The following is a 15,806-nucleotide window of genomic DNA, read 5'->3' as shown; positions in this document are numbered from 1 at the left end:
TTTGTATGAAAATTCTTGTAACTGGTGCAGCTGGGTTTATCGGATATCATGTTTCCAGGAAATTATTGGAAAATCAGCACCATGTTGTTGGTCTGGACAATCTGAACGATTACTATGATGTGGCCCTAAAACTTTCCAGATTGGAGCAGCTGGGAATCGCTTCAGAGGATGCAAAAGTTTTTAATAAAACAGCACTGAGCAATACATTTGACCGTTTTCGCTTCGTTAGAATGAACTTGGAAAACCGTGAGCAACTTCCAGGACTTTTTGCAACAGAAAAATTTGACGTTGTCTGCAACCTTGCGGCTCAAGCAGGGGTAAGATATAGTCTTGAAAGTCCGGAAACCTATGTCGACAGCAACATTGTTGGGTTTTTGAATGTTCTTGAATCCTGTAGAAATTACTCTGTTAGACATTTGCTGTATGCGAGCAGTTCCAGCGTGTATGGTAATGCGAAGAGTGTTCCTTTCAAAACCACGGATAATGTGGACTACCCAATAAGCCTTTATGCGGCATCCAAAAAGAGTAATGAACTCATGGCCCATACCTACAGTCATTTATATGGATTCCGAACCACTGGGCTTCGTTTCTTTACGGTTTATGGGCCTTGGGGACGACCCGATATGGCCATGTTTCTGTTCACCAAAGCGATTTTGAACGGTGAGCCCATAAATGTTTTCAATAATGGTGAAATGGAACGGGATTTCACGTATATCGATGATATTGTGGAAGGTGTTACAAGAATCATTGAAGATAGCTACACAAGCGGTTACGAATCCAACAGAAAATACAAGTTGTACAATATTGGTAACAGTGATTCTGTCAAATTATTGGATTTTATTTCGGCCTTGGAAAAAGAACTCAATATGCGGGCAGAGAAGCGTATGATGCCTCTACAACCCGGGGACGTACTCAGGACCTGGGCGGACGTTAGCGAGCTTACCCGGGACTACGGCTATCGACCAAACACGCTGGTATCGGAAGGTATTCATCAATTTGTTGAATGGTTCAAAAAGTACTATAAAATTTGATTTTGTTCATCCACAAAACAGATTCAGGAAATTTCTAGAATAGATTTCCAATACCAGGTTACCTTTCATCTGTTTTATAAAAAGTTCATCTGGAACGTTCCTTAGGTTTGGGCAGTTTATTGCATCTTTGCGGTGAAATTTTAATAAGACACCGCTAGTAACATATAAAAACATGAGATTAACTATTGTTGGTACTGGATATGTCGGATTGGTAACCGGAACCTGTTTTGCTGAAATGGGAAACAATGTTACCTGTGTTGATATTGATGAACAAAAAATTGATAACCTCAAAAAAGGAATCATTCCCATCTACGAACCGGGATTAGAGGCGATGGTACAACGAAATGTTGCCAACAATACCCTCCATTTCGACACCCAACTGAAAGATTGCCTTCACAATACAGATATGGCGTTCATAGCCGTGGGCACTCCGATGGGTGAAGACGGTTCGGCCGACTTGCAATATGTGTTAAAGGTAGCCTCGGAAATAGGCAAGCACATGTCGACTCCTTTGATAGTTGTCGATAAATCAACAGTACCTGTTGGGACCGCAGACAAAGTGAAAGCGGCCATTTCAAAAGAATTGGAGCAAAGGGGAGAGAAAATTGAGTTTCATGTTGTGTCCAACCCGGAATTTCTGAAAGAAGGGGACGCCATCAGTGATTTTATGAAACCTGACCGAGTAGTGGTCGGTACGGAGAACAAGGAAACAGCGGAAAAAATGCGACAACTCTACGCTCCGTTCTTTAGAAGCAGTATGGACCGTATGCTGGTCATGGACGTGCGTTCAGCGGAAATGACCAAATATGTGGCCAATGCGATGTTGGCCACCAAGATCTCATTTATGAACGAAGTGGCCAACATTTGTGAATTGGTCGGAGCCGATGTGAACAAAGTGCGTATCGGCATCGGTTCGGACAGTAGAATTGGATACAGCTTCATTTATCCTGGAAGCGGATATGGGGGATCTTGCTTTCCAAAAGATGTAAAGGCATTGAAAAAAACCGCTGAACAAGAAGGCTATCATGCACAGTTGCTCAATGCTGTGGAAGATGTGAACGATCGGCAAAAGTTTGTGATTGCCGACAAGGTAATCTCACATTTTGGTAAAGACCTGTCAGGCAAGACCTTCGCGGTTTGGGGCCTATCTTTTAAACCGGGCACTGATGATATGAGGGAGGCACCTTCGATATATATCATCAAAAAGTTGACATCATTGGGTGCAAAAATCCAAGCTTATGACCCCAAAGCCGTACACGAGGCACAAAATTTTTATCTAAAAGATGTGGAGGGTGTCACCTACACCGATACCAAATACGCTGCCTTGAAAAATGCGGACGCCATGTTGTTGCTGACCGAGTGGAAGGAATTCCGCTCACCTGATTTTATGGAGATGCAAAGTGCCTTGAAACAACCTGTAATTTTTGATGGTCGCAATCAATTTGACAGTGATAGACTAAGGACATTGGGTTTTACTTACTATCAAATTGGAAAAAAGGGCCGCTAGTACATAACCTGTTATTCGGTAATATACTTTAAACTTCGGTTCTCTGGGAACCTTAAATCTATATTTTAAACACCTTATCGTTTTATGGCCTCAGGTTCTGAAGATAATTCCTATTTTGAGTGCCTAACCAATACCTTAAACTTGTGATTCGAAAAATCAACAAATTTATCGTGCGCACTCCTTTGCACAAAACCACCATTCAATTAAAGGCAAAGAAAATCTGGAAAGCTTTTTCCAAGGAAAATAGAAAAATTCTTGATCATCGAACCATTTATAGTATATCCCCTTATAAAACCGGAACCACCTTCTTGGCAGGATGCTTTGACTACGGTATTTCCAAACATGAACCGATACATTATGCTTCGGTAAAGAAAATGGAAGAGGATTTTGACGGTTACTTCATTCGAAGATTGAACTCGTTAAACCTGAAATTGGAATCATCTGGATTTTGGAGTGCCTATGTTGACAAATTGGCAAACCATCCCATCGGAAAAGATCTTACCTACATCTGTATCCTAAGAAAACCTTCATCATGGGTCACTTCGGTGGTAAACCATTGGTATCAAATCAAAAGATACCGACAAAATTATTTCTGGACTAACGAACTTTTTTGGAAAAATATTGTTGGTGTAGATCTTTCCAACTTTTACGAATATCCTCGGGAGAAACAGCAAGATATCGTAAAAAAAATGGTGGATTTTTATATGTCATTTACAGAGAAGACAGGCCAACTGAAACATGTGCATTATGTTTGGATCAAGGAAATGACCGATTTTCTACCAACCCTTGAAACCTTAATGCATGAAAAGTCAAAACCAGAAAAATCCAAACAGAACAAGGGATTGGTAAAGCATTTTGTATATGAAAACAAGGAGGTCGATAACCAGTACGTTGCCTTGGTGGAGTGTTTAGCAAAAAAGTGATCCCCGGTAGGGTGGCATTTTTCCAAGTGTGTGGATAGGGATGCTCTATCAAGATTCCTTGAGTTCTTCTACATGTAGCATCTTTTTGTTTCCGACTATCCAATAATGATCAGCACTGCTGGATTTAAAAATCTGTACATCGTTTATATGGTCACTGGTCTTGTATAGGAAATTGTAGACCATCTTTCTCAGAAATGCGAATTCCTCCTCATTAATATCGATTTTTTGCATCCCCTCCATGTCGAAAACAACACTGTCAATCTCTGAGAACTCATATCTAGGACCGACATTCGTTCCCTTGGAGCTTTTCTTTGGTCTTAGTCTGTACTTTAGGTCGTGATAAACGGAATGCAGTTGTTTTTCCCTTAAAAACTGCTTGGTTCTGAAGAAGAAGTATAGGCTTTTAGCTACGAGTATCGATTTAAGCGACTTAGGACTGTACAGAATGTGGTACTCAAAGGAATATTTTAGATCACTAATCTTATCCTTCTCCCCGTAATCCCCTTTTGAAGAATCAAATATTTTTATTTGATTCTCTAAACACCACTTTATCAAATTGACAGTCAAAATGTTACCAAGTCCAAACTTTGAATAATCTGTATCAAAGACGGGAATCGCCCCGGATATGATATCACCAAAACTTATACTCAAATATATTCCTATGGGATCTTCACCGTCATAGATAACATACAAATGGGCCTCTTTTTCCAAAATCATCTGATACATCAGCTCCTTAAAGTAATCCCACTTGGACAACACATGATATTCGGTCTGTTTTTGGGAGAACCTTTTTATCAGCAACTCATGAAGTTTGTTCATGACCAAATCATAAGTTTCTGCATCTATTGAACCGTAATAAAACTGGTGTTTGATATCAAAACTTCCAGCCAACCCCTTGGATCTTCTTCTTAACACATTTCTGTTGGACGAAGTGTATTTGTCCTTAAGAAAATCATCAAATGTCGGGTATTTGGTCAAATCAGTCAGATAGCCGTTGTACTGACGGGCCCGTAGTGCTTTTATTCCCTTAACGCCCTTTATTTCAGGAACTTCAAAATAGGTTGGTACGTCTCGAATTAGCAATACATGGCTAAACTTGGCAATTTTCTCCTGTTCAATGGTATAATAAAATCCTTTGGTAACATTTCTCCCCACATTGATATAGAGTGGAAGTTTGCTGTCCTTATAAAAACTAACCCCTTTTATGAAATCAAATCGTACTGGAGGTATGGACCCCTTGAAATACTTGAGCCAGATTTTCTCAAATCTGTCAGTGTTGAAAGGATTGTGCTTTATCATTGAGGTACGATTTCTATTTTCTAATCAACTGAAAAAAAATGAACTATTCAATAGTTGCGTAAACGGTTTCAAATGCACGCGCTGGAGTGAGGTTTTCAACCATATAATCAAATCCGCGCTGGCCCATCTTATCCCTTAGTTTTTTGTTCTTGTATAATTTTAAAAGATTCTCCTTAAATGCCGTTGTGTCGCCAGCTTCAGACCAAAAGCCACAACCAATCTCCTCTTGCATGGTACCGAAATCGGTATTCAAATCCACAGAGGCCAGAACCGGCTTTTTAAACTGATAATAGGCCAACACTTTGGAAGGGTAGTTGGGAATGGTAAAATCCTGACTCAAGGAAATCAACCCAATATCTGAAAGTTGCAAGATTTCGTTGTACTCCTTTTTCGGTAGGTGATCTTTGATAATGACATTGTCTAGGCTTAGTTCCGAAACCAGCTTAGCAATGCGTTGTTGTTCGGTGCCCTTTCCCACAAGAAAAAAGACCAAATCATTAAGCTCTTGACAGTTTTTCGCCAAGTCGATGATATTTTCCAATTTCTGTGGCAGTCCCATATTTCCTCCGAAAATGGCAATCACTTTATTTTTTAGACCATACTTTTCCTTGGTAGCTTCGGTATCCGCCTCTACAATTTCCTGAAGATCGGCCCAATTGGGTAGTAAGTGCAGTTTGGAGTGGTCTAAATAGGGGTTATGCTTTTTTACATATTCTACATTGGCTGGGGACATGCAACCAATGCCATCGCAAGTTTTGTAGAGTTTGATTTCCTTCTTTCTGAAAAAAGAATGTATGAGACCATTGGGTTTCATCATTTTAAGATCAACTGCATTTTGGGGGAAAATATCCCTCAGGATTAAATACAGTTTTCCCTTTGATTTTTTCTTTAGCCAAAATGCCACATCAATCAGAGTAATGGGCGGGGTTGGCATTATGATTACATCAAAATCCAAGGGAATCTTATGTTTTTTCAATGCCCGTTTGTAAAGATACGGCAACAACAAATTTGAAAGTCCCTTAAGCAAATTCCCGGTTCCATAAAGCTTTAGTGAGGGTACCCTAAGAATCTTTAATCCCCTTTCCACGGTGATTTTGGATTGTTTCCCCTCGTCATCTGCAGCTATCACGAAGACCTCATGGCCCCTTTTGCTAAACTCTAGCATCAAATTGGAATACAAAAATCTTCTCATCTCAGGATTGGGAAACCCCAAAGCAACAAAAACCACCTTTTTCACTTCTGCCATACAACCCGATTTACATAATCCACATAAGAGATTATGATTCGCACCACCTTTTCACTTACGTTGGGCATGGCGTAATCTGAAACTTCCCTGAAATTCCTGTCAGGATTTCGTTTTTGTACTTCGAGCGCTTTCAATCCCTGAATGATACGTTCGGGATTTAGTCCGACCATCATTACAGAAGCCTCTTCCATGGCCTCTGGACGTTCATGTGCTTCGCGAATATTCAGGGCTCTGAAATTTAGGATGGATGATTCTTCAGAAATGGTCCCACTATCCGAAAGAACCGCAAAGGAATCTATTTGAAGGGCATTGTAATCCGAAAAACCAAGGGGTTTTAAAAATTGGATGTTCTTGTGCGCCTTCACCTTTTTGGAATCCAACATGTTTCTTGTTCTGGGATGTGTGGAAACAATCACCGGATAATCATATGCCTCCGCAATTTGGTTGAGTGCCGTAATCAAACCCTCAAAATTCTTGGGATTGTTGATATTCTCTTCCCTGTGTGAAGAAACTACAAAATATTGCCCTTTTTTTAAACCCAAATCTTCCAAAACGTTGGAAGCCGCTATTTTGTCCTTGAACTGATGAAGTACCTCATACATGGGACTTCCCGTTTTGATGACCCTATCTGGTGATAGTCCTTCCCGCAAAAGATATTCCCTGGCAATATCACTGTATGTTAGGTTAATGTCGGCCACATGGTCCACAATTTTTCTATTGGTTTCTTCAGGAACCCGTTGGTCAAAACAGCGATTCCCAGCTTCCATATGAAACACCGGTATTTTGCGCTTTTTGGCCGGAATAGCACAAAGACAAGAGTTTGTATCACCCAAGACCAAAAAGGCATCAGGGTTTATTTCCTCCAATAAAGGGTCTATTTTGATGAGAATCTTGCCAACAGTTTCTGAAGCGTTTTTTCCCGCAGCCCCAAGAAAGTGGTCGGGTTTTCTAATACCGAAATCCTCAAAAAATATCTCGTTCAACTCATAATCATAATTTTGACCAGTGTGCACCAAAGTATGCTCAATGGCTTCATTGGCATCCAAAGCATTCAGCACGCATGCCAAGCGAATTATTTCAGGTCGGGTACCTACTACGGTCAGTACTTTAAGTTTTTTCAATCGTTGATGTTTTAGCAATGGTTATTCAACATTCTCGAAATATGTATCGGCATCCTCGGGGTCATAGGGTTCATTGATCCAGAAAAGTGTTATCAATTCCCGATTTCCTGTATTGGTTATGTTGTGGGTATACCATATCGGCATATCCACATAGGCAGGTTCATCCCCATCCAAATCATAGTTGATGACCTCAGTTGTTCCAATTTTTCTCAATTGTATACGGGCTTTACCTTTAATCACAGCAAAGCGTTCTGCTTTTCGCGTGTGAAAATGATTGCCCCTGGTAATCCCCGGGACCGTGGTCGAAAATGAGAACTGTCCCGAAGTTTGGGTCCTTGCTATTTCCACAAAGCTTCCTCTTGGATCGGTGTGTTTGGTATACTTCACTGGATAATGTGAGATTGGAATATAGCATCTAAAGGTATTGAAAAGGGATTTTTCAAAATGATCCTCCAAACTCGGAAAAATGCCATTTTCCATATAATTTTTTTTGAAACTATTCAATAGTTCAAGGATTCGGGAAACTTTCAAATAATGTTTCGGTTCAATATTGACCTCGTAACTGTTTTGTCCAATGGGGCTTTCTTCCTGAGACCCATAAATGGTGTCGATAAAAACCTTTACCAAATCATTGATATAAATAAGCCCGACCTCACCATCATTAATGATTGTAGGCTCCTCATTATGAGCTACTTTATGACAAAAAGTGGCTACGACAGAATTGTAATTAGGTTTTCCGAATGGTCCAAAAACGTTTGGAATGGTCAGGGAGGTGAATTTCCCCCCTGATTCCTCGGCCCAATCCACAAAACGTTGTTTTCCCTCTTTCTTCGATTGTCCATAAAGGTTGTCCCGTAGTTCTTGGGATGATGATGAAAAAACAATATGTGGCGTTGCGTTTGTTTTGTTGCAGGCAGCAACAAGGTTTTCAACCAATTTGATGTTGGTGTCATAGATGACATTTTCATCTTCATGCCTATTCATTGCAGCTAAATGCACCACCGTGTCACATTTGGAGACAAACTGGGCAAGTGCATCCATCTCGTGGAAAAATGACCTTTCAAAAGGAACGAGTTCCACATCATCCCGAAGTGAGAGTGTCATGTAGAGGTGGTTACCTACAAAACCCGCCTGCCCTGTTATTCCTATCCTATGTTTTTCCATTGTATCTACCATTGTGCGGACCATTTCTCCAAAGGATATCTGTAATCATCTTCTGAAGATTCCCTCAATCCAAAGTTTGAAAACACTTGTAATCTTGAATTTGGCGTATTTGCCCTAATTCCAGTTGCGTAGCCACTAGGAACTGCCAAAACATTGGGTTTGAAAGAATCGAGTTCAATCCTAACAGGAACTAGCTCTTCTGAGGGAGCTTTAAAGTTGTCTATTTCCACCAGATTGATTACAAAGGAACCTGAAATGCAATGGAACCATTTCTTTTCGAACTGATGTCCTTGCCACGCTCTTATGAAATCCTGATTTTTTGGTAAAATCTCGTAAAACCGAACCACCTCGGACATATCAAAGGTATTTGCAAACCGCAACGTACCCCGATCATCCATAAATGTATCTCCCTCTATCAGAAAATCACTGATCATGTAATTGTTCTTTGATAAAATCAAGATTCAATAAGGTGTTTTTTAGCTTTTCATTAGTCAAATGCTCCGTATTGTGGGAGTGATAATCTTCTATGACATTTATATCTTTCTCACCCACAGAGTAATATCGACTGTAGTTCAAATCACGGTTATCCGCTGGTATCCTATAAAACTCCCCCATATCCTCTGCTTTTTGCATTTCTTCTCGGGTACAGAGTGTTTCGTACAACTTTTCCCCGTGTCGGGTACCAATGACCTTTATTTCATTATCGGATTGAAAAATGTCCTTTAGGGCTTTGGCCAAATCTCCAATGGTACTGGCGGGTGCCTTGTTCACAAAAAGGTCTCCCTGATTTCCGTGCTCAAAAGCAAAAAGCACTAAATCCACCGCATCTTCCAAGGACATCAAAAAACGCGTCATGTTGGGATCTGTGACGGTCAAGGGCAAATCTTGTTTAATTTGGTTAACAAATAAAGGAATCACCGACCCCCGAGAAGCCATTACGTTGCCGTATCTCGTAAGACAAACGATGGTAGAGTTTTCGGCAATGTTCCGTGAAGCTGCCACAGCAACTTTTTCCATCAAAGCCTTGCTGATACCCATAGCATTGATTGGATAAGCCGCCTTGTCTGTACTAAGACAAATAATGCGCTTTACTCCGTTGGCTACCGCGGCATCGATGGTATTTTGGGTTCCAAACACATTGGTTTTTGCTGCTTCGATGGGAAAAAACTCACAGGACGGGACCTGCTTTAAGGCCGCAGCATGAAAGACATAATCCACACCTCGCATAGCGTGATTGATGCTGTTGAAATCCCTAACATCACCAATATAGAACTTTATCTTGGGGTTCTTCAATCGGGTCCGCATATCGTCCTGCTTTTTCTCATCACGACTAAAGATGCGTATTTCACCAATATCCGTAGTGAGGAAGCGATCCAACACGGCATTGCCAAACGACCCCGTTCCTCCTGTAATCAACAATGTTTTGCCTTTGAACATAACTTTCTGGCTTTATACTTTCTTAAAGTGTTTATCTATTTTCTCAGGTGTCAAATCTTTCTCATTGAAAAAATCTTTGTGCTTGGTGATTTCTTCATCCGAAAAGTTCCACCATTGTAATTCCAACAACCTTAGAATGGTTTGCTCATCAAACCGGTATTTGATGACCTTTGCCGGGACACCACCTACTATAGCGTACGCAGGGACATCTTTAGTCACTATGGCTCCAGCGGCCACTACAGCGCCATCACCAACGGTTACCCCATCCATTACTTTTACATCTCGCCCTATCCACACATCATTGCCAATAGTTATAGGAAGGTTGGTCATGAAGTCGATAGGCGTATACCAATCGTTTCGCATTCTACCCTTTTTATAAAAGATAGAGTTGGTAGACACATAATTAAGCGGATGTCTTCCAAATCCTAAAATGGAATCTTTGCCTATAGCTGTAAAATTTCCGACCTTGGTAAGCACCAACTTACAGTTGGAATTTATTCTAGAGTACTTTCCCACCTTTGAACGATTAAGTACAGCAAAGCTTCTTATTTCTGAGGATTTAGTGAATTGACAGTCCCTGGTCCAGAAAGCAAAGACAGAAACTAACGGGTATGTGATTTTTTTGGCAGAAAGGAACGAGGACAAATAAGCTCTCATAGGTCTTACTTTTAAGTATACTTAGTTCAACGCATTATTTCATTACATAGTTTACCGCTTCGACAAACCCTTTTGCCATAATTTCAGGAGTTCTCTGACTGTCGTAGAATTCTTTTGCATTTTCTCCCATCCTTACATACTTGTTCGGGTTTTTGAATATTTCTAAGATGATGTCATCCAGCACTATATATTCCCTAAATAGGATTCCATTATGGTTATTGGCAATATTTAATCTTTCCCCTCCAGTAATAGCATCTTCGTGGGTAATAAATGGTACTCCGTAACCGAAACTTTTCAGTACAGATAAACCTGCCTGTCCAGGAGAAATGCAGGCTAATGCCGATGAAAAAAGTTCTTTTAACCTATGTTCTTCAAAGATGGCCCCATGCAAAATAATATGCTCTTGTAGTTGATGATTTTGTATCCATTCGTTTATTCGATCAAACTCTGCACCTTTTCCAATAATATGCAAACTTTTGGGCTCCCCATCGAACTTACCCATGGCGTTTTTATAGGAATCCAGTAATTCGAATATTTTCTTTTGTTTATATAAAGACCCAATAAACAAAAGCTTATCCTTAATAGCCTTGCTGTCCGCAGGGAGGACCTCAACGGTATTGTGCATCACAAAAAGCTTATCGGCGGGAATTCCTTTTTTAATGTACTTGTTCCTGGCATAATCGGAATAGAATAACATGGCATCCGAACGCCTTGCCAAAAAATATCTGATGTTGTTCATAAAAGTAGGTGAATCAAATTTTTCATCATATGATGCACGCACACCGATTCCCCAGAAAATCAGTTTTACTTTTCTTCTAAGTGCCAGCTTCAAAAAGGAAAGGTTAAACAAATAGAACATGCATACTACAACATCGAACTGTCCGATAAATTCTTGAAACTTTCTATCGTAATACGTAAAACTTCCAATCTTCTTATAGTCCACAATGGTCTCCACAAAACTCTCTCCTCGATAGTCTGATTTTTCAGCGGAATGAGCAATAGTCAGGTCAATATTTCCACTTTTTCCTATTAGGTCAAATATGGGTATCCTATAGTTTTGTAGTTTATATGTTATGAAAAGGACTCTACGCATTCTATTTCAGCTTGGATTGAAAACTCTTTGAGAAATAGGGTTGTGTTTTTTAACGCTTTCACGTAATAACAATTGTGCTAATCCCATTTCTAATATCATTGCTTCTTCTTTTAGCTTGCCATAATTCTTTTGGCCTTTTTTATCATGGACATCCTTAGTTTCTTATACCAGTTCTCGAACAAAGAAGTAGCGATATTGGAGAAATTCTTAGGTGTATAATTTTCTTTGGAATAATGAACCATCTTCCCCTTAGCTCTTCCCTGGAAATGACTTCCTAAAAATCGAACTTGATTGCCATTTTCCAAAAAACCAAACGCCTTACCGTCTTTTATTTCCACATACTTCATCCCCAAAAAGGTTTTGAATCGTTCCCCATTCTGAAAATAGTTTAGTTCTGAATTGATATTTCCATCGGGAACGGAACCCAAACTCAAATCGTAAGAGTCAAATACGGTTAATGAGGTGTTGTATAAGTCAAAAAAAAGTTTTAGTTGAGTCATATCACATATACCGCCAGCAAGTTTTTTTATGTGATGGTTTTTCCACTTTGCACGCAGTTTTGAGAGTATTTCCTTGTCTTCATAGGAACAGATAAAAAAACGGGTTATTTCTTTGACTGCCTTTAAACTCATTCTGTTGAAGCAGGGCATGAAACTATCTCCATCTCCCGATCTAGTGCTATCAAAACCAACTACATCCAAGGAAGAATCCCTAACTTGTTCCATGAGATATTCCGTAAGATCGTCAAACACCAAAAAATCGCTGTCCAAATACCAGAAATATTCGATCTTATTTCTTTCTGCAAATTCTTGGAGCACAAACCACCTTTGATAACAAAAAAGTTCGAACTGATACGTGTTCTTTGACATGTGGATGTAATGGAGCTCTTCGAATTCTTTAGCACTTTTAAAGTAGTCCTTTACTAAGTGATGGGAAACATTTGTAATATCCTTATTGGACTCATCTCCCAGAAGAATAATTTCCGCTTCTTTGTTGTTTCTGGTTAAATGATCAAGGGCAATTTCCAGATGCCTTTGCTTTCCAGAGTGGATAAATATGATTGGGTCTGCTTTCATTTTCTAGAATGATTCTATTTTAAAACCCCGCAAAAATCCAAGATTTTTTTTGAGGTATTCCCCGGCAGTTCCTTAAACTCGTCATGAGCCACCAAATAGACCACGATATCTGCCTTTTCAAATGCATCCATATAGTTGGTAAGCTTGAATATGTGATGTGACTCTATATTGGGTTCCACAATAAAGTATTCCTCGTTGTTTACATTCTGCAAAACTTTTTGAACAATGTATTTTGCAGGAGACTCCCGTAAATCATCAATATTTGGTTTAAAAGCAAGACCCATTAGGGCAACCCTTGGTTTGTAGCCATGTTCCAATTCAAACTTCAGTTTTTCAGTTTGTACTTTTTCAGCACACCAGAAGGACTTGTAGTTGTTTATTTCCCTGGCCGTACCAATTATTTTGGATTCCATGGGATAGTCTGAAACAATAAAATAGGGGTCTACTGCAATACAATGCCCCCCGACTCCACAGCCGGGTTGTAAAATATTGACCCTTGGATGTTTGTTGGCCAATTCAATAAGCTCCCAGACATTGATGCCGGCCTTATCACATATTAAGGAAAGTTCATTGGCAAACGCAATTTGAACATCTCTGGAAGAGTTTTCAACCAATTTACACATTTCTGCTGTTCGCGCATTGGTATGGTGTAGTTTACCTTGTACATATTCTGAGTAGAAATCTACAGCTTTTTGTGTGGATGCTTCATCAATACCTCCGATTACCCGGTCGTTATGCACCAGTTCGTACATTACATTTCCTGGAAGTACCCGTTCAGGACAGTATGCCATATATATTTTACCATCAAGTTCAGGTCTGGCGTCGAAAATGAGGTCTTTCATTTTTTCGGTGGTCCCGATGGGTGATGTCGATTCGATGATATACAAATCACCCTCTTTTAAAAGGGGTAAAATGGCCTTTGTCGCCGCCTCCACATACGAAATGTCTGGTTCGTTTTTTTCTTTAAATGGGGTAGGCACAACAATTAGATATGCATCAGCTTCCTTAGGCTCCAGATGTGCTTTAAGAAATCCCTCTTCCACCGCCTTTGATACGGCCTCTTCCAAATCGGGCTCCACTATATGCACTTTGCCTTGGTTTATGGTATTGACCACTTTGGGATTAACATCCACTCCATTTACCATGGTCTTTTTCCCTGCAATCAGGGCCGCAGTGGGCAAACCAATATAGCCCAAGCCCATCATAGTTACTTTTTTATTTGCCACTATTGTTGCTTTTTCATGTATTCTACAATCCTTTTGCAAGCTTGCCCATCCCCATAAGGATTGTGCAACCTGCTCATCTTTTTATATATTTCGTCATCTGTAAGCAGTTTTGAAGCCTCGGAAACAATTTTTTCTTTGTCAGTACCCACCAAAATAACCGTTCCTGCTTCCACCGCCTCCGGTCTTTCTGTAGTATCCCGCATCACCAAAACCGGTTTGCCTAAACTTGGGGCTTCTTCTTGTACTCCTCCACTGTCTGTTATCACCAAATGGCTTTTGTTCATCAACCAAACAAATTCCGGATAGGCCAAGGGATCTATCAATTTAATGTTGTCCATGTCGCCTAAAAGCTCATATACGGGTTTTTGAACCTTGGGGTTTAGGTGCACAGGGTAAACGATTTCCACATCATCAAACGTTTCAGCAATTTCCTTTAACGCTTGGCAGATATTGATAAAGCCCTGTCCATGGTTCTCCCTTCTATGACCGGTAACCAAAATTATTCGCTTGTCCGTAGATATGGTTTCCTTAAGTGTGTTCAATTCTTCGGAATCCAAATTTTTAACCCGTTCAACACTTTCATGTAGCGCATCAATAACTGTATTCCCGGTAATTGTAATGGTTTTGTCAGGAACACCCTCGTTCCTAAGGTTTTGATGCGAAGTATTGGTTGGCGCAAAATGAAAATCTGCCACATGGCCGGTTACTCTTCTATTGATTTCTTCCGGAAACGGTGACCATTTATTGAAAGTCCGTAACCCTGCTTCCACATGGCAAACCCTAGCACCGGAATAAAATCCCGCAATACTTGAACCCATGGTGGTTGTGGTATCACCGTGCACGTATACAAAATCTGGTTTGTACGATTCCAAAACAGGTTGAAGACTGGTAATAATGGTAGCGGTCAATCCATACAAATTCTGCCCGGGTTTCATCAAGTCAAGATCATAATCTGGCGTAATCTCAAAAAAGTCCAAAACCTGGTCCAACATTTCCCGATGCTGGGCTGTGACGCATACTTTGGTTTCAAATTCCTCCGTCTTTTGAAAAGCTTTGACCAGCGGCGCCATCTTAATAGCTTCTGGCCTGGTCCCGAATACAATCAGGTTCTTTTTCAACATATGTTAACGCTTTCGATTTTTATATAATAGATTATAATATAATTGTGGAAACAGTACTTTAAAATATCCCGTCGCCAAAAAAAGGGGGAATCTTAGGGGAAAATGCTTTCTCATATGGTGGCTTTGGGAAATAAAATCAAAACCAATAGGGTTATAGAGCATCCTAAATCTTTCTTTTAACGGTAGTTTAAAGAATTTAAGATATTTATTGCTATGATCATTGATGCATTCTCCAATGATTCCAGGCATAATCATCACCGGAATTTTCTTTTTTACAGCTTTTAGAGTGTAGTCAAAATCCGCCATTCCATGTACATAACCCTCAGATAAAATACCAATTTGGTCCACAACATTTTTACTCACCCACATGATATTAGCATTACCCAATTGGCATGGAACGGGCTTGTCTTCCGGCTTCACACGTCTCATTGTTGCCATAAAGCGGTTTCTAAACACAGAGCCTCCATAGCTGATTTTTTTGGTTACTGAGTCTACCGTGGTGCCGACATAAACACCACCTTGACCATAATTGGATACTGTAAACTCATGTGTCTGCGCTACTGCCTCAAATACATGGGGATAGATATTTGTATCATCATTCATCAAAAGGTAGGCATCGTAGTCGCCTTTTACGGCTTGGCCCCAAGAATTGCGCATACCGCCGGCCCAATAGAGAGACCCGTCACCTTGCAAGATATTTACATCTGGGAAGTTGGTTTTCACGGCTTCAGAAGTTCCATCAGAAGAGCCATCATCCGTAAGGTACACTGAAATATTCCAGTTCTTCCCCGAATTTTCATAGGCTTTGAACAAAGCCGAAAGTGCTGCTATTGTTTTTTCCCGCCTGTTAAAACAGGTAAGAAGAACCGCAAGTTTGTTCATATGTTGGGGACTGGTCAATGGTT

The 15,806-nt window shown here is 40.1% G+C and carries 15 protein-coding genes; 3 read left to right on the top strand and 12 right to left on the bottom strand.

Going from position 1 to position 15,806, the window contains the following annotated elements:
- Window positions 1-5 precede the first annotated feature (5 nt).
- The 3 genes from K7G75_RS09140 to K7G75_RS09130 all read left to right on the top strand — a co-directional run bounded on the left by K7G75_RS09140 (window position 6) and on the right by K7G75_RS09130 (window position 3,461).
- A complete protein-coding gene (locus K7G75_RS09140; RefSeq protein ID WP_222983948.1) occupies window positions 6-1,031 on the top strand; it encodes an NAD-dependent epimerase in 1,026 nt (341 codons plus the stop codon).
- Window positions 1,032-1,203: 172 nt separating this feature from the next.
- Complete coding sequence (locus K7G75_RS09135) at window positions 1,204-2,538, top strand: UDP-glucose dehydrogenase family protein (RefSeq protein ID WP_222983947.1); 1,335 nt, start codon at window positions 1,204-1,206, stop codon at window positions 2,536-2,538.
- A gap of 143 nt (window positions 2,539-2,681) precedes the next feature.
- Window positions 2,682-3,461, top strand: coding sequence for a hypothetical protein (locus K7G75_RS09130; RefSeq protein ID WP_222983946.1), 780 nt, complete (start codon window positions 2,682-2,684; stop codon window positions 3,459-3,461).
- 48 nt (window positions 3,462-3,509) lie between these two features.
- Here K7G75_RS09130 and K7G75_RS09125 read toward each other — a convergent pair whose 3' ends face one another.
- The 12 genes from K7G75_RS09125 to K7G75_RS09070 all read right to left on the bottom strand — a co-directional run bounded on the left by K7G75_RS09125 (window position 3,510) and on the right by K7G75_RS09070 (window position 15,783).
- Window positions 3,510-4,760 (bottom strand): GNAT family N-acetyltransferase, encoded by a 1,251-nt coding sequence (locus tag K7G75_RS09125; RefSeq protein ID WP_222983945.1) that lies wholly within the window; start codon window positions 4,758-4,760, stop codon window positions 3,510-3,512.
- 43 nt (window positions 4,761-4,803) lie between these two features.
- Window positions 4,804-6,006 carry a glycosyltransferase family 4 protein gene (locus tag K7G75_RS09120; protein ID WP_222983944.1) on the bottom strand — a complete coding sequence of 401 codons (1,203 nt, stop codon included), beginning with the start codon at window positions 6,004-6,006 and terminating at the stop codon, window positions 4,804-4,806.
- Window positions 5,994-7,127 (bottom strand): non-hydrolyzing UDP-N-acetylglucosamine 2-epimerase, encoded by a 1,134-nt coding sequence (gene wecB, locus K7G75_RS09115; protein ID WP_222983943.1) that lies wholly within the window; start codon window positions 7,125-7,127, stop codon window positions 5,994-5,996. Before wecB (K7G75_RS09115) ends, K7G75_RS09120 begins: the two co-directional genes overlap by 13 nt.
- A gap of 21 nt (window positions 7,128-7,148) precedes the next feature.
- Window positions 7,149-8,291 carry a polysaccharide biosynthesis C-terminal domain-containing protein gene (locus tag K7G75_RS09110; RefSeq protein ID WP_222983942.1) on the bottom strand — a complete coding sequence of 381 codons (1,143 nt, stop codon included), beginning with the start codon at window positions 8,289-8,291 and terminating at the stop codon, window positions 7,149-7,151.
- 5 nt (window positions 8,292-8,296) lie between these two features.
- Window positions 8,297-8,725: a sugar epimerase gene (locus tag K7G75_RS09105; RefSeq protein WP_222983941.1), complete on the bottom strand. Its 429-nt coding sequence runs from the start codon at window positions 8,723-8,725 to the stop codon at window positions 8,297-8,299.
- A complete protein-coding gene (locus tag K7G75_RS09100) occupies window positions 8,715-9,728 on the bottom strand; it encodes a polysaccharide biosynthesis protein (RefSeq protein WP_222983940.1) in 1,014 nt (337 codons plus the stop codon). The genes K7G75_RS09105 and K7G75_RS09100 overlap by 11 nt, the downstream gene beginning before the upstream one ends.
- A gap of 12 nt (window positions 9,729-9,740) precedes the next feature.
- The gene (locus K7G75_RS14770; RefSeq protein WP_262420307.1) at window positions 9,741-10,091 is read right to left on the bottom strand and encodes a CatB-related O-acetyltransferase; all 351 of its coding nucleotides are present in this window, start codon (window positions 10,089-10,091) and stop codon (window positions 9,741-9,743) included.
- Between the two features lie 328 nt (window positions 10,092-10,419).
- A complete protein-coding gene (locus tag K7G75_RS09090; RefSeq protein ID WP_222983938.1) occupies window positions 10,420-11,478 on the bottom strand; it encodes a glycosyltransferase family 4 protein in 1,059 nt (352 codons plus the stop codon).
- Between the two features lie 110 nt (window positions 11,479-11,588).
- Window positions 11,589-12,554: a hypothetical protein gene (locus tag K7G75_RS09085; RefSeq protein ID WP_222983937.1), complete on the bottom strand. Its 966-nt coding sequence runs from the start codon at window positions 12,552-12,554 to the stop codon at window positions 11,589-11,591.
- Between the two features lie 14 nt (window positions 12,555-12,568).
- Complete coding sequence (gene wecC, locus K7G75_RS09080; protein WP_222984996.1) at window positions 12,569-13,759, bottom strand: UDP-N-acetyl-D-mannosamine dehydrogenase; 1,191 nt, start codon at window positions 13,757-13,759, stop codon at window positions 12,569-12,571.
- Window positions 13,760-13,779: 20 nt separating this feature from the next.
- Window positions 13,780-14,898 carry a non-hydrolyzing UDP-N-acetylglucosamine 2-epimerase gene (gene wecB, locus K7G75_RS09075; protein ID WP_222984995.1) on the bottom strand — a complete coding sequence of 373 codons (1,119 nt, stop codon included), beginning with the start codon at window positions 14,896-14,898 and terminating at the stop codon, window positions 13,780-13,782.
- A gap of 6 nt (window positions 14,899-14,904) precedes the next feature.
- Window positions 14,905-15,783 carry a glycosyltransferase family 2 protein gene (locus K7G75_RS09070; RefSeq protein WP_222983936.1) on the bottom strand — a complete coding sequence of 293 codons (879 nt, stop codon included), beginning with the start codon at window positions 15,781-15,783 and terminating at the stop codon, window positions 14,905-14,907.
- Window positions 15,784-15,806: the final 23 nt, after the last annotated feature.

Source organism: Flagellimonas meishanensis (assembly GCF_019880545.1).
In the GTDB taxonomy this organism is placed as follows: domain Bacteria; phylum Bacteroidota; class Bacteroidia; order Flavobacteriales; family Flavobacteriaceae; genus Flagellimonas; species Flagellimonas meishanensis.
The sequence above is the reverse complement of the archived record's forward strand: the minus strand, read 5'-3'. Positions and strand labels throughout refer to the sequence as shown.

Excerpts from the sequence above, each read along its gene's own strand:
- K7G75_RS09140 (WP_222983948.1), top strand. The coding sequence starts at position 6 with ATGAAAATTCTTGTAACTGGTGCAGCTGGGTTTATCGGATATCATGTT.
- K7G75_RS09135 (WP_222983947.1), top strand. The coding sequence starts at position 1,204 with ATGAGATTAACTATTGTTGGTACTGGATATGTCGGATTGGTAACCGGA.
- K7G75_RS09125 (WP_222983945.1), bottom strand. The coding sequence starts at position 4,760 with ATGATAAAGCACAATCCTTTCAACACTGACAGATTTGAGAAAATCTGG.
- K7G75_RS09120 (WP_222983944.1), bottom strand. The coding sequence starts at position 6,006 with ATGGCAGAAGTGAAAAAGGTGGTTTTTGTTGCTTTGGGGTTTCCCAAT.
- K7G75_RS09110 (WP_222983942.1), bottom strand. The coding sequence starts at position 8,291 with ATGGAAAAACATAGGATAGGAATAACAGGGCAGGCGGGTTTTGTAGGT.
- K7G75_RS09105 (WP_222983941.1), bottom strand. The coding sequence starts at position 8,725 with ATGATCAGTGATTTTCTGATAGAGGGAGATACATTTATGGATGATCGG.
- K7G75_RS09100 (WP_222983940.1), bottom strand. The coding sequence starts at position 9,728 with ATGTTCAAAGGCAAAACATTGTTGATTACAGGAGGAACGGGGTCGTTT.
- K7G75_RS14770 (WP_262420307.1), bottom strand. The coding sequence starts at position 10,091 with ATGCGAAACGATTGGTATACGCCTATCGACTTCATGACCAACCTTCCT.
- K7G75_RS09090 (WP_222983938.1), bottom strand. The coding sequence starts at position 11,478 with ATGCGTAGAGTCCTTTTCATAACATATAAACTACAAAACTATAGGATA.
- K7G75_RS09085 (WP_222983937.1), bottom strand. The coding sequence starts at position 12,554 with ATGAAAGCAGACCCAATCATATTTATCCACTCTGGAAAGCAAAGGCAT.
- wecC (WP_222984996.1), bottom strand. The coding sequence starts at position 13,759 with ATGATGGGCTTGGGCTATATTGGTTTGCCCACTGCGGCCCTGATTGCA.
- K7G75_RS09070 (WP_222983936.1), bottom strand. The coding sequence starts at position 15,783 with ATGAACAAACTTGCGGTTCTTCTTACCTGTTTTAACAGGCGGGAAAAA.